This is a genomic window from Luteimonas padinae (assembly GCF_014652935.1).
Classification (GTDB): domain Bacteria; phylum Pseudomonadota; class Gammaproteobacteria; order Xanthomonadales; family Xanthomonadaceae; genus Luteimonas; species Luteimonas padinae.
This window is the reverse complement of record NZ_BMZT01000015.1, coordinates 1-13,356: the sequence shown is the minus strand read 5'-3', so window position 1 is coordinate 13,356 and position 13,356 is coordinate 1. Positions and strand designations below refer to the sequence as shown.

Sequence of the window (13,356 nt, the reverse complement as noted above, 5' to 3'; positions counted from 1 at the left end):
CGCGGGGTGGGGTCGCAGCTATAGCTGCTCCTACAATGGTGGGGTCGGCAGAATGGGGAGCGGGGCTTGATCAGTCGGGCGCGGCGCATCGTGCTGTGGGGAGGCTTTTCGCTGCTCATGCTGGTCGGCAGCGGGCTGCTGCTGGCCGACCACCTCACGCCGCCCAATACCGGCCGGCCCTCGTACGCCCTGCCCGTCGCCGACGATCACACCGCGCTCGACCGCGAACTCGGTCCGCTGCTGGCGCGCAATCCCGGCAAGACCGGGGCGATCACCCTCGTCGACGGCATCGACGCCTTCGCCGCGCGCGCGATGTCGGCGCGCCAGGCCGGGCGCAGCCTCGACCTGCAGTACTACATCTGGCACGACGACCTCACCGGGCGCCTGCTCGCCCGCGAGGCGTGGCTGGCCGCCGAGCGCGGCGTGCGCGTGCGCCTGCTGCTGGACGACATCAACGCGGGCGGCAAGGACACGCCGCTGCTGGTGCTCGACGGCCATCCCGGCATCGAGGTGCGGCTGTACAACCCCTTCCGCAACCGCGACGGCATCGCGCGCCTGCTGGAGATGCTGCAGCGCGGCTTCAGCCTCAACCACCGCATGCACAACAAGGCCTGGATCGCCGACGGCCGGGTGGCGATCGTGGGCGGGCGCAACGTCGGACTGGAGTACTTCAGCGCGTCCGACGCCAGCAACTTCCACGACCTCGACCTGCTGCTGTTCGGACCCGAGGTCGAGCGCGCCAGCGAGATCTTCGATGCCTTCTGGAACAGCGAGGCGGTGGTGCCGCTGTCGGACCTGGGCACGCTGGGACTGGACGACATCCGCGCCACGGTCGAGGCGATCGGCGGCGAGGCGCGTTCGGCGGAGGCGCGCCGCTACATGGAACGGGTCGAGGGTTCGCCGACGGTGCGCGCCTACCTGCAGCAGTCGCTGGCGCCGCACTGGAGCGACCGCATCCGCGTGGTCTCGGACCCGCCGGTGAAGCGCCGGGGCGACGACGGAGGCGACTGGCTGGTCGGGCGGGTCGACGAGGCGCTGCGCGGCGCGCGCGAGGCCGCGCTGCTGGTCTCCCCCTACTTCGTGCCCGGCGAGGACACCTCGGACCTGCTGGTGCAACTGGCCGGCGCCGGCGTGCACGTGGGCGTGGTGACCAATTCGCTGGCCGCCAACGACGTGGCGGCGGTGCACGGCGGCTATTCGAAGTACCGGAAGCGCCTGCTCGAGGGCGGCGTGCACCTGTACGAACTGCGGCCCGAGGCGGCGGTCAACCACGCCGACGCCGCCGCCCCCGCGAACGTGCGCCCGCGCGCGGCCGCGGCCGGCAGCAGCGGCGCCAGCCTGCACACCAAGGCCTTCCTCGTGGACGCGAGCCGGGGCTTCATCGGCTCCTACAACCTCGACCCGCGCTCGGCATACCTGAACACGGAAATGGGCGTGTTCTTCGACGACCCGGGCCTGGCCGCCGACCTGCGCGCGGAATACCTGCACCTGGCCGGACCGGGACTGAGCTGGAAGGTGGGCCTGGACGGCGAAGGCGACCTGGCCTGGCTCGACGCCGCCGCCGACCCACCGCGCCTGCTGCACCGCGAGCCCGACGCCAGCCGCTGGCGCCGCCTGCAGGCCTGGATCTTCCGCTGGCTCCCCCTCGAATCCCAACTCTGACCCCACCCGCCGAAACCCGCCCCTGCGTAGGAGCAGCTACAGCTGCGACCCGCACCCCCGCCACCCGCCATTCGCCACCCGCCACCCGCCATTCGCCATTCGCCATTCGCAGCTATAGCTGCTCCTACATCTCTTCGCTGCGTTCGCGGCTCATGCTGCTTTGCAGCATGAGCGCCGTACGGGCGGGCACGGGAAATCGCGGCGCGGGGGGCGTAGAATGCCGCGCCTGTCGCCCTCCCGGACCCGTGTCCGGCGCACCGGCGGCCGTACAACCCAGCACCCCACCCAAACCACCGGCCGCTCCGCGCCCAGCGCGGGATGGTGAGCCGGCTGCGGAGTCCCGAATGATCTTCGAGCACCTCGATACCTACGGCCACGAGCAGGTCGTGTTCTGCCACAACAAGGACGCCGGCCTGAAGGCCATCATCGCGATCCACAACACCGTGCTGGGCCCGGCCCTGGGCGGCACCCGCATGTGGCCGTACAAGAGCGAGCAGGACGCGCTGAACGACGTGCTGCGCCTGTCGCGCGGCATGACCTACAAGAATGCCGTGGCCGGCCTCGACATCGGCGGCGGCAAGGCCGTGATCATCGGCAACCCCGCCACCGACAAGTCCGAGGCGCTGTTCCGCGCGTTCGGCAAGGCGGTGCAGTCGCTGGGCGGCCGCTACATCACCGCCGAGGACGTCGGCATCGACGTCAACGATATGGAGCACGTCTACAAGGAGACGGAGTTCGTCACCGGCGTGCACCAGGTCCACGGCGGTTCGGGCGATCCCTCGCCGTTCACCGCCTACGGCTCGCTGCAGGGCCTGATGGCCGCGCTGAACGCGAAGTTCGGCGACGAGGAAGTGGGCAAGTACAGCTACGCCGTGCAGGGCCTGGGCCACGTCGGCATGGAATACGTGAAGCTCTTGAAGGAGCGCGGCGCGAAGATCTTCGTGACCGACATCAACCAGCAGCTGGTCGACAAGGCCGTGACCGAGTATGGCGCCGAGGCCGTGGGCCTGGACGAGATCTACGACGTCGACGCCGACGTGTACTCGCCCTGCGCGCTGGGCGGCACCGTGAACGAGGAGACCCTGCCGCGCCTGAAGGCCAAGGTGATCTGCGGTTCGGCCAACAACCAGCTGGCCACCAACGCGATCGGCGACGAGGTCGAGAAGCGCGGCATCCTGTACGCGCCCGACTACGCGGTGAACGCCGGCGGCGTGATGAACGTGGCGCTGGAGATGACCGGCTACAACCGCGAGCGCGCCATGCGCCAGATGCGCACGATCTACCACAACCTGACGCGCATCTTCGAGATCGCGCAGCGCGACGGCATCCCGACCTACAAGGCCGCCGACCGCATGGCCGAAGAGCGCATCGACGTGATGGGCAAGCTGAAGCTGCCGATGGGCCGGACTACGCCGCGCTTCCACGGCCGCATCCGCGGCGGCGCCTGACATCGCGACACGAGTGACACGACGACGGGGCCTGGCGCCCCGTCGTTGTTTGCGAAACACCGCGCCGCGCGCAGGACGCGCCGGCGCCAGGACCATGGAGTGACCCGAGATGCGCACCTTCCCGCTGGGTGAAGAACTCGACGCGCTGCGCGACGCCGTGCGCCGCTTCGCCGAGGCCGAGATCGCACCGATCGCCGAGGCCGTCGACCGCGACAACGCCTTTCCGCAGGAGCTCTGGCCGAAGCTGGGCGAGATGGGCCTGCTGGGCCTGACCGTGCCGGGCGAATACGGCGGCAGCGAAATGGGCTACCTGGCCCACCTGGTGGCGATGGAGGAGATCTCGCGCGCTTCGGGCTCGATCGGCCTGAGCTACGGCGCGCACTCGAACCTCTGCGTCAACAACCTGCACCACAACGGCACCGACGCCCAGCGCGCGAAGTACCTGCCGAAGCTGTGCAGCGGCGAGTGGAAGGGCGCGCTGGCGATGAGCGAGCCGGGCGCGGGCTCCGACGTGGTCGGTTCGATGGCCTGCCGCGCCGAACTGCGCGACGGCGTCTGGGTCGCCAACGGCAACAAGATGTGGATCACCAACGGCCCCGAGGCCGACGTGCTGATCGTCTACATGCGCACCGCGGGCAAGGAGGCCGGCAGCCGCGGCATGACCGCCTTCATCGTCGAGCGCGGCATGAAGGGCTTCCGCACCGCGCAGAAGCTGGACAAGCTCGGCATGCGCGGCTCCAACACCTGCGAGCTGGTGTTCGAGGACTGCGGGATCCCGGCGGAGAACGTGCTGGGCGAGGTCAATCAGGGCGTGCGCGTGCTGATGTCCGGCCTGGATACCGAGCGCCTGGTGCTGAGCGGCGGGCCGATCGGCCTGATGCAGGCCGCGCTGGACGCCGCCCTGCCCTACGTGCGCGAACGCAAGCAGTTCGACGCCGCCATCGGCACCTTCGGCCTGATGCAGGGCAAGATCGCCGACATGTACACCGCGCTGCAGTCGTCCCGCGCCTACGCCTACCAGGTGGCGCGCGACTACGACGCCGGCCACCGCTCGCGCATCGACCCGGCGAGCTGCCTGCTGCACGCCTCGGAAGCCGCGGTGCAGGTGGCGCTGGAGGGCATCCAGGCACTGGGCGGCAACGGCTACATCAACGAGTACCCGACCGGCCGGATCCTGCGCGACGCCAAGCTGTACGCGATCGGCGCCGGCACCAACGAGATCCGCCGCATGCTGATCGGCCGCGAGCTGTTCGAAGGCCGGAGCTGAGCCAGCCCCCCGCCCCCTTCCCTGCAGGAGCAGCTACAGCTGCGACCCGCAGCCCCTCTCCCAGCAGGAGCAGCTACAGCTGCGACCCGCAGCACCCCTTCCCGTAGGAGCAGCTACAGCTGCGACCGGAACGTTCGGTCGCAGCTATAGCTGCTCCTACAAGAGGCGGGACAGAGAGGCGGGACAGGGGAATGTGCCGTGCGGAGCGCGTGCCGCTAGAACCCCTGCACGTAGCGCAGCGACACCATCCGGTCGCTGCCGCGTGGGCCGAAGCGCTGGTCGTAGCCGAAGCCCACGCGCGCGTCGCGCGCCACCCACGACTGCAGGCCCAGCCCGAACACGCCGCCCGAACGCGTGGCGTCATGCCCCGGCAGCGGCGCCCAGGCGTCCACGCCCACGAAGCCGGCCTGCAGGTCGAACCCGCTCGCCGCGAGCGTCTGCTGCCACTCGCCATAGCCATGCAGGCGCAGGCCCTTCCACGCGCGCTCGAAACGCACGCCGGCCAGCGCCTGGCTGCGCTCGGCCTCCCAGGCATCCGCGCGCAGGCCGAAGCCGTCCGCGCCGCCCTCGCTGAAGCCGTCGCTGCGCAGGCGCACGTGCTCGGCCCCGAGATAGGGCGACACCGCGAAGCCCGCCGCCTGGAACCGGTAGCCCGCCTCCACGCTGGCCGCGCTGTAGTCGCCCGCATAGCGGCTGGACACGCCGGCCATGCGGTCGCCGGCGAACAGGCGGCGCTCGATGTCGCGCTCGAAGCGGCCGGCGCCGACCTGGGCCAGCAGCCAGGCATCGCCACGCACCTGGCCGGCGTAGGCCATGGCCGAGGTCTGGCGGTCGTGCGAGCGGTCGCCCAGGCCGGCCACGCGGCCGTGCGCGCGCGCCTCGCCGAAAGCGAAGCCGGCGATGCGGCCGTTGCCGAGGGCGCTGTCGCTGCCGATCATCCAGCCGTCCAGCGCGAAGCCGCGGCCGGCGAAGCCGCCCTCGCCGCCGCCGCCGAGGCCGCGCTTCCAGACGCCGGCGCCGTGCATGCCGCCGTCGAACGCCTCGAAGCGCGACGACAGCGCGCGCCGCCCCATGTCGATCGTGTCCAGGGTCATCGCCACCGACGTGGCGTGCAGTTCGCCCGAGAGGCTGGACAGCGCCTGCGTGGCGCGCGCGGCGCTGTCGACCTGCTGCAGCTCGCCGGCGACGCGGATGAAGCCGCTGGCCGCCGGCGTTCCTTCCTGCTGCTGGCGGTCGAGCACCCGGAACGCGCGCTCGACGCGCTCGGCCGACGCCAGCGCCGCCGGCGCGACCTGGCCGAACGCGGCCACGGTGGCGGCCACGTCGAGGCGGACGATGTCCAGCCACATGTGGTCCGGGCCGTAGCGCAGGGTGCCCTGCAGGAAGATGCCGCTGCCCCAGGTGAGCTCGTCGAACATGCCGGTCAGGCCGCCGGCGGCGTTGACGAGGTCCTGGCGCCGCGTCGCCGTGTAGCCGGGCTTGACGCCCGAGACGTGCAGGTCGCCGCCCAGGATGTCCACGCGGCCGGCCACGTCCATGCGCTGGCCCAGTTCCACCGCGAAGGTGGCGCCGTCGCGCTGCAGGAAGTCGCCGTCGACGTAGGTCACCGTCTGGGTGCTGCCGGCCGCGGTGCCGCGCAGGTCGACGCGCCCGGCGTTGTCGATGCTGCCGTCCACGCCGGTGCCGAGGCCGAAGCGCCCGGCGGCGTCCACGCGCACGTCGCCGGCGACCGCGCCGTCCACCTGCAGCGTGCCGCCGGCCACGACCAGGCCGCCGGCGTTGCCGGCATCGCCCTCGAGCACCAGCGTGCCGGTGCCGCGCTTGACCAGGCCACCGTCGCCCGACAGGTCGTTGCCCCAGGTCGAGGTGCCGCCGTTGAAGCCGACCTCGAGGTCGCCCCAGTCCAGGCGCGCCGGGCCGAGCACGGCCCTGCCGACGTCCAGCGCGCCATGGCCGAACACCGCGTCGACCCCGGGCGCGCCGAGGTCGGTGGCGGTGCCGAGCAGGGTCTGGCGCACGGCGTCGTTGTCGAAGTACGGGAAGGCTTCCCACACCAGCGCCGCGGCGCCGGAGACCAGCGGGGCGGCCAGCGAGGTGCCGGCCCAGCGCCAGTAGTCGGGGGCGTCCGGCGGATTGTCGGTGCCGGTCACCACCACCGAGCCGGGCGCCACGATGCAGTAGTCCATGGCGATGCCGCAGGCGTTGGAGTATTCGGCCAGCTGGGTCGGATCGTCGCGGTCCAGCGCCGACACCGCGATCCATCCGCGCTCCAGCTCCGCCGCCGGCAGGCTGCCGTTCGGGCCGGGCTGGCTGGGCAGCGCCGCCATGTCGGAGGGATCGTCGAAGCCCGAGTTGCCGTTGGCGAACACCACCAGGCCGTCGTTGTCGAGGATGAAGCGCCGGTACTCCGAGGCGATGCCCGCGGTGGCGTTGGGGTTGGTCCAGTACAGGCCGCCCCAGGAGTTGTTCATGATGCGGACGTCGCGCGCGATCAGGTCGTCGTGGATGCCGGCCAGTCCCAGCGGGCCATCGACCTCGTTGCCCTCGCCCGAGCCGTCGTCCTCGGGCGGGTTGTCGTTGATGATGCGCGCCGAGACGATCTCCGCGCCCGGTGCGATGCCGCCGGGCCAGTTGCCGAAGGGCTGGCCGGCCGCGGCCTGCGCCACGGCGGTGCCGTGGCCGACCACGTCGTCCACCGAGAGGTTGTTGCCGTTGCCGCTGATGTAGGTGAGGTTGTCGACCACACGGTCGCCGAACGCGGGATGCTCGCGGTTCACGCCGCTGTCGACGATGCCGATGCGGTAGCCGGCGCCGGTCAGGCCGGCCGCGTGCGCGGGCGCCGTGTTGGTCTGCTCGATGTGCCCGCTGTACGCCGGATCGGGCGTGCCGACCACCGGCGGTGGCGTGGCCGGGGGCGGCGCCACCGGCGGCGGATCGGGCCGGAGGTTGCCCCCGCCTCCACCGCCGCCTCCACAGGCGGCGAGGATGGCCGTGGCGAGCGCGGCGAACGGCAGGGACAGCGGCATCCTGCGGCGGTGGTTGGTCGTGGACATGTCCGTCTCTCCCCGAGCGGTTGGCAAGCAGTGGACTGATACGGGAAAACGCGCGGCGGGCCAAGTGGGGAGGCCCGCAAGCGGGCACTGCGTCCCGGACGAATGGCCGATGGCGGACGCATGCTGCAGTGCGATAATGGCCGCACATGTCCATCGGAGCTCCACCATGACCGACGTCGTCATCGTCGGTGCCAAGCGCACCGCCATCGGTTCCATGCTCGGCCAGTTCACCGGCGTCCCCACCCCGACCCTCGGCGCCACGGCGATCGGCGGCGCGCTCGCCCACGGTGGCGTGGCCGCCGACCAGGTCGACGAAGTGATCATGGGCTGCGTGCTGCCGGCCGGCCTCGGCCAGGCGCCCGCGCGGCAGGCATCGCGCGCGGCCGGCATTCCCGACGCCGCGGGCGCCACCACCATCAACAAGGTCTGCGGCTCGGGCATGAAGGCGATCATGCTGGCGCACGACATCATCAAGGCCGGCTCGGCGAAGGTGGTGGTGGCCGGCGGCATGGAGTCGATGACCAATGCGCCGCACCTGCTCAACGGCTCGCGCACCGGCATCCGCTACGGCAGCGCCGAGTTCCTCGACCACATGGCCTTCGACGGCCTGACCAACCCCTACGACGGCAAGGCCATGGGCGTGTTCGGCGATGCCACCTGCGCGCAGTACGGCATGGACCGCGAGTCGCTCGACGCGTTCTCGGCCGAGAGCGCCCGCCGCGCGCAGGCCGCGATCGCCGACGGCGCGTTCAAGGACGAGATCGTCCCGGTGACGGTGAAGGGCCGCAAGGGCGAGACCGTGGTCGACACCGACGAAGAGCCCGGCAGGATCGCGCTCGACCGCATCCCGACGCTGCGCGCGGCCTTCGGCAAGGACGGCGTGCTGACCGCCGCCTCGTCGTCGAAGATCTCCGACGGCGCCGCCGCCGCGGTGGTGATGTCGGCCGACGAGGCGCAGGCCCGGGGCGTCAAGCCGCTCGCGCGCATCGTCGCCCACGCCACCCATGCGCAGGCGCCGGAATGGTTCACCACCGCGCCGGTGAAGGCGATGGCGAACGTGCTGGACAAGGCCGGTTGGAAGGTGGAGGACGTCGACCTGTTCGAGGTCAACGAGGCCTTCGCGGTGGTGGCGATGGCGCCGATGAAGGACCTGGGCATCCCGCACGACCGGCTCAACGTCAACGGCGGCGCGGTCGCGCTCGGCCATCCGATCGGCGCCAGCGGCGCGCGCCTGCTGGTGACGCTGCTGCACGCGCTGCAGGCGCGCGGCGGCAAGCGCGGCGTGGCCTCGCTGTGCATCGGCGGCGGCGAGGCGACCGCGATCGCGATCGAACTCGCCTGAACGATTGACACGGCCTTGACGGCGCCGGTTCAAACCAGCGCTTGACAGCCGTCCGGGGCTTGCCCTCATGATATGCGGCGCACTTCCGTGCGTTCTCCAAATTCCACGACGAGGAAAGCAACAATGAGCATGAACAAGCTGCTGATCGCGCTGGCGCTGGGCCTGGGCCTGGCCGCCTGCTCGAACCAGGAACAGGCCAACAACGCCGCCGCCGACGCCGCCGAGGCCGCTGACCAGGCCGCCGCCGACGCCGCGCTGGCCGGCACCAGCGCCGCCGACTCGGCTGCCGACAGCGCCGCTGCCGCCGCCGACGCCGCTGCCGACGCTGCCGCCGACGCCGCTGCCGCTGTCGAAGGCTCGGCCGAAGCCTCCGCCGCCGACGTGGCGCAGGACGCCGCCGACGCTGCCGAGGACGCCGCCGACGCCGCCGAAGAGGCTGCCGACGAGGCCGTCGAGCAGTAATCACTGCTCGGCACCATCGGATGTGAAACCGGGAAGCCGCTGGATCTCCAGCGGCTTTTCCGTATCTACTGGCAGCCGTCTGCTGCCAACCGGGCCGCGACGCGGTTCCACCACCAGAGAGGATCGACACCATGAAGATCAAGACCGCCCTGCTTGCCACCGCCTGCGTGTTCGCGCTGGCCGCCTGCCAGAACGACGCCGCCACCGACCAGAGCGCTGCCGAGGCCGAGGCCGCGATGGAGCGTGCCGGCGATTCCGCACGTGACGCCGCCGTCGCCGCCGGTGACGCCGCCGAAGCCGGTGCCGATGCCGCCGCCGCCGCGACCCGCGACGCCGCCGCCGAAGCCGAGGCCGCTGCCGCCGAGGCCGCCGCCAACGTCGAGGCCGCCGCCGAGAACGCCAGCGAGGAAGCGCGCGCCGCCGCCGCCGAGGCCGAAGCCGCCACCCGCGAGGCGACGTCCAACGCGCTCGAGAAGGCCTCCGACGCCGCCGACAAGGCCGCCGAAGACGTCCGCAACTGATTCATGCGACACCAGGACGGCCCGCCACGGCGGGCCGTCCGCTTCGGCGCCCCGGCGCCATCGGGAGGACTCCATGGACATCCGCTCGCTGCTGATCCTGCTGCCGCTGGGCCTCGCCCTGGCCGCATGCACCAACCACGATCCCGTCGCCGATGGCGATGACGGCCACGACCGGCCCACGGTGCCCGCCGACGCCACCGGCGCTGCTGATCCGGCGGACACGGCCGGCGTCGCCACCGGCGCTCCACCATCCGCCACCGTCGAAGCGAACACCGCAGGCGCCAGCGGCCCCGCCGTCGCAGGCGGCCGCCACGCCGCCGAGGCCGAGACCGTCGCCATCGACGCCACCGGCCAGGACGCCAGCGACGCGGCCGCCGCCGAAGTGGCCGGTGCCGAGGGCGCGACCCGCGACGACAATTCCAACCAGTACGAACGCGCACCCGTCGCCAGCGACGCGGTTGAAGCCGGCTACAACGACGACGACAAGGACGGCGGCGACTGATCCCACTGCGGGTATGCTGGGCGGCCCTGAAGCCGCACCGGTCCACGCATGCCCGCACTGAAGTCCAGCCTCGATCCCCGCTCGCAGGAGTTCCAGGACAACGTCGCCTTCCACCGCGCGCTGGTGGACGAGCTCGACGCGCGGCTGGCGCGGGCCGCGGACGGCGGCGGCGACAAGGCTCGCGACAAGCACACCGCGCGCGGCAAGCTGCTGGCGCGCGAGCGCATCGCCGCCCTGCTCGACCCCGGCTCGCCCTTCCTCGAGATCGCGCCGCTGGCCGCCGAGGAGATGTACGACGGCGCCGCGCCCGCGGCCGGCATGGTCTGCGGCATCGGCCGGGTGATGGGCATCGAAGTGGTGGTCGTGGCCAACGACGCCACGGTCAAGGGCGGCACCTACTTCCCGATGACGGTGAAGAAGCACCTGCGCGCCCAGGACGTGGCACGCGAGAACAATCTGCCCTGCGTCTACCTGGTCGACTCCGGCGGCGCGTTCCTGCCGCTGCAGGACGAGGTGTTTCCCGACCGCGAGCACTTCGGCCGCATCTTCTACAACCAGGCGCGGATGAGCGCGGAGAACATCCCGCAGGTCGCGGTGGTGATGGGCAGCTGCACCGCGGGCGGCGCCTACGTGCCGGCGATGTGCGACGAGAGCGTCATCGTGAAGGAGCAGGGCACGATCTTCCTCGGCGGCCCGCCACTGGTGAAGGCGGCCACCGGTGAGGTGGTCGATGCCGAATCGCTGGGCGGCGCCGACGTGCACACCTCGGTGTCCGGGGTGGCCGACCATTTCGCCGAGGACGACCGCCACGCGCTGCAGATCGCCCGCGACATCGTCGGCAGCTTCAACCGCCGCAAGGTGCTGCCGGTGGCCACGCGCCCGGTGGTCGAACCGCTTTTCGCGGCGGAAGAGCTGTACGGCATCGTGCCGAAGGACACGCGGCGCCCCTTCGACATCCGCGAGGTGATCGCGCGCATCGTCGACGGCAGCGAGTTCCAGGAGTTCAAGGCGCGCTACGGCAAGACGTTGGTCACCGGCTTCGCGCACCTGCACGGCTATCCGGTGGGCATCGTCGCCAACAACGGCATCCTGTTCGGCGAGAGCGCGCTCAAGGGCGCGCACTTCATCGAGCTCTGCAATCAGCGCGGCATCCCGCTGGTGTTCCTGCAGAACATCACCGGCTTCATGGTCGGCAGGAAGTACGAGAACGCCGGCATCGCCAAGGACGGGGCGAAGATGGTCACTGCCGTGGCGTGTTCGAGCGTGCCGAAGTTCACCGTGGTCATCGGCGGCAGCTTCGGCGCCGGCAACTACGCCATGTGCGGCCGCGCCTACGGCGCCCGCTTCCTGTGGATGTGGCCGAACGCGCGCATCAGCGTGATGGGCGGCGAACAGGCCGCCAGCGTGCTGGCCACGGTGAAGCGCGACGGCATCGAGGCCCGCGGCGGCGACTGGAGCACGGACGAAGAGGAGGCCTTCAAGGCCCCGATCCGCGAGCAGTACGAACACCAGGGCAGCCCGTGGTATTCGACCGCCCGCCTCTGGGACGACGGCATCATCGATCCCGCCGACACCCGGCGGGTGCTTGGCCTGGGCATCTCCGCATCGCTGAACGCGCCCATCGAACCAGCCCGCTTCGGCGTCTTCCGGATGTAGGAGCAGCTAAAGCTGCGACCCCGGCGACTGCTGGACCCGATGTAGGAGCAGCTACAGCTGCGACCCCGCTGGCTGCCAGACCCTGGTCGCAGCTTTAGCTGCTCCTACAGATAGGCAGTCGGGCAGACAGGCAGACGGGCAGAGAGGCTGGGCGATCACCGAAGATGCATCCGTAAGTCATTGTCAGGCTTCGGATTCGGTGAGCCGCATCACAGTCATGTGAAGACGCCCGCGTGCTATCGTCGGCCTCCCCTGTCCGCCGCCCGTCCCGAGGAATACCGCCCCATGTCCATCTTCCCGCAAGGCTCCGCCAAGAAAGACCTGCCCTTCAAGGACTCCGCCGCCCCCGCGCGCGACCAGGGCCCGGCGGTCGCCTCGTTCGAACCCGCCGAAGCCCCGTTCCAGGCCACCCAGCGCCCGGCGGCGCCCGCGGCCCCGCAGGCCCGTGAATCCGTGATCGCATCCGACCTCACCATCGAAGGCAAGATCTCCGGCAGCGGCAACGTGCGCATCGCGGGCAAGTTCAAGGGCGACGTCAACGTCGAGGGCGACCTCGTCATCGACGGCGGCGCCCGCCTCAACGGCGGCGTGCGCGCCAGGCGCGTGACCGTGGCCGGCGAGCTGGAAGGCAACATCGAATCCGCCGAACGCGTCGACCTGCAGCCCTCGGCGGTGCTGGTGGGCGACGTCAAGGCCGGCACGCTGACCGTCGCCGCCGGCTCGCGCATCCGCGGCCACGTCGAGTGCGGCTGGGACGACGCCGGCGCCGCCAAGGGCAAGGACGACAAGGCGCAGAAGGACAGCAAGGACCAGGCTGGCCTCGACGTCGTCAAGTGAGCCAGCGCCCGGGCCAGGCAGGCGCCACCCGCGCCTGCCCCCACTGCAAGACCACCATCCTGGACAGCGCGACGGTCTGCCCCTCGTGCCGCCACTACCTGCGCTTCGACGACAAGGCGCAGACGGTCGAGACCACCCGCGCGCTGCAGGTGGAGGGGGAGATCCGCCACCCGTCCGAAGGCGGCGCCTGGGAATACTCGGTGGTGCTGACCATCCGCGACGACGAAGGCAACGAGGTTTCGCACCAGGTGGTCGGCGTCGGGGCGATCCATCCCGGCGATGCGCGCACCTTCACCCTGGCGGTGGAACTGACGCCCACCAACGACATGCGCCGCATGCCCAAGCGCCCCAACTCCCGCTCCCGCCACTAGCCTGGCCCGCAGCGCCGGTGCCCGGGGTCCCCGCACTGCCGCGATCCCCGCACTGCCCCGGGTCTCTGTAGGAGCAGCTATAGCTGCGACCCGCACCCCCGGTCCCTGTACGAACAGCTATGGCTGCGACCCGCACCCACGGTCGCAGCTATAGCTGCTCCTTGTACGTTATCCCTGCCTGACCATCTGGCCGGGTGGTGGGATGTCCCGGGGAGGTCGCATGCTCCTTGAGGCA

At 71.4% G+C, this 13,356-nt stretch carries 11 protein-coding genes; 10 read left to right on the top strand and 1 reads right to left on the bottom strand.

The window, feature by feature from the left end; translation table 11 throughout:
* Positions 1 to 66: 66 nt before the first annotated feature.
* From IE168_RS13925 to IE168_RS13915, 3 genes are all read left to right on the top strand, one after another.
* Entirely contained in the window at positions 67 to 1,662 is a 1,596-nt protein-coding gene (locus IE168_RS13925) for a phospholipase D family protein (RefSeq protein ID WP_308430365.1), read from the top strand.
* A 344-nt stretch (positions 1,663 to 2,006) separates the two neighbouring features.
* Entirely contained in the window at positions 2,007 to 3,110 is a 1,104-nt protein-coding gene (locus IE168_RS13920; RefSeq protein WP_189499315.1) for a Glu/Leu/Phe/Val dehydrogenase, read from the top strand.
* 109 nt (positions 3,111 to 3,219) lie between these two features.
* Entirely contained in the window at positions 3,220 to 4,377 is a 1,158-nt protein-coding gene (locus IE168_RS13915; protein WP_189499313.1) for an isovaleryl-CoA dehydrogenase, read from the top strand.
* Positions 4,378 to 4,592: 215 nt separating this feature from the next.
* On the opposite strand, the gene IE168_RS13910 is transcribed toward IE168_RS13915, so the two are convergent.
* Positions 4,593 to 7,430, bottom strand: coding sequence for an autotransporter serine protease (locus IE168_RS13910; protein WP_229823599.1), 2,838 nt, complete (start codon positions 7,428 to 7,430; stop codon positions 4,593 to 4,595).
* Positions 7,431 to 7,596: 166 nt separating this feature from the next.
* Between IE168_RS13910 and IE168_RS13905 the strand changes: the two genes are divergently transcribed.
* The 7 genes from IE168_RS13905 to IE168_RS13875 all read left to right on the top strand — a co-directional run bounded on the left by IE168_RS13905 (position 7,597) and on the right by IE168_RS13875 (position 13,121).
* The gene (locus IE168_RS13905; protein ID WP_189499311.1) at positions 7,597 to 8,772 is read left to right on the top strand and encodes a thiolase family protein; all 1,176 of its coding nucleotides are present in this window, start codon (positions 7,597 to 7,599) and stop codon (positions 8,770 to 8,772) included.
* A gap of 123 nt (positions 8,773 to 8,895) precedes the next feature.
* Positions 8,896 to 9,234, top strand: a complete 339-nt coding sequence (locus IE168_RS13900; protein WP_189499309.1) for a hypothetical protein — start codon at positions 8,896 to 8,898, stop codon at positions 9,232 to 9,234.
* 131 nt (positions 9,235 to 9,365) lie between these two features.
* The gene (locus IE168_RS13895; RefSeq protein WP_189499307.1) at positions 9,366 to 9,755 is read left to right on the top strand and encodes a hypothetical protein; all 390 of its coding nucleotides are present in this window, start codon (positions 9,366 to 9,368) and stop codon (positions 9,753 to 9,755) included.
* 73 nt (positions 9,756 to 9,828) lie between these two features.
* Positions 9,829 to 10,257 carry a hypothetical protein gene (locus IE168_RS13890; protein WP_189499305.1) on the top strand — a complete coding sequence of 143 codons (429 nt, stop codon included), beginning with the start codon at positions 9,829 to 9,831 and terminating at the stop codon, positions 10,255 to 10,257.
* Positions 10,258 to 10,305: 48 nt separating this feature from the next.
* Positions 10,306 to 11,913 carry a carboxyl transferase domain-containing protein gene (locus IE168_RS13885; RefSeq protein ID WP_189499303.1) on the top strand — a complete coding sequence of 536 codons (1,608 nt, stop codon included), beginning with the start codon at positions 10,306 to 10,308 and terminating at the stop codon, positions 11,911 to 11,913.
* Between the two features lie 285 nt (positions 11,914 to 12,198).
* The gene (locus IE168_RS13880) at positions 12,199 to 12,750 is read left to right on the top strand and encodes a bactofilin family protein (RefSeq protein ID WP_189499301.1); all 552 of its coding nucleotides are present in this window, start codon (positions 12,199 to 12,201) and stop codon (positions 12,748 to 12,750) included.
* Positions 12,747 to 13,121: a hypothetical protein gene (locus IE168_RS13875; protein WP_189499299.1), complete on the top strand. Its 375-nt coding sequence runs from the start codon at positions 12,747 to 12,749 to the stop codon at positions 13,119 to 13,121. Before IE168_RS13880 ends, IE168_RS13875 begins: the two co-directional genes overlap by 4 nt.
* Positions 13,122 to 13,356: the final 235 nt, after the last annotated feature.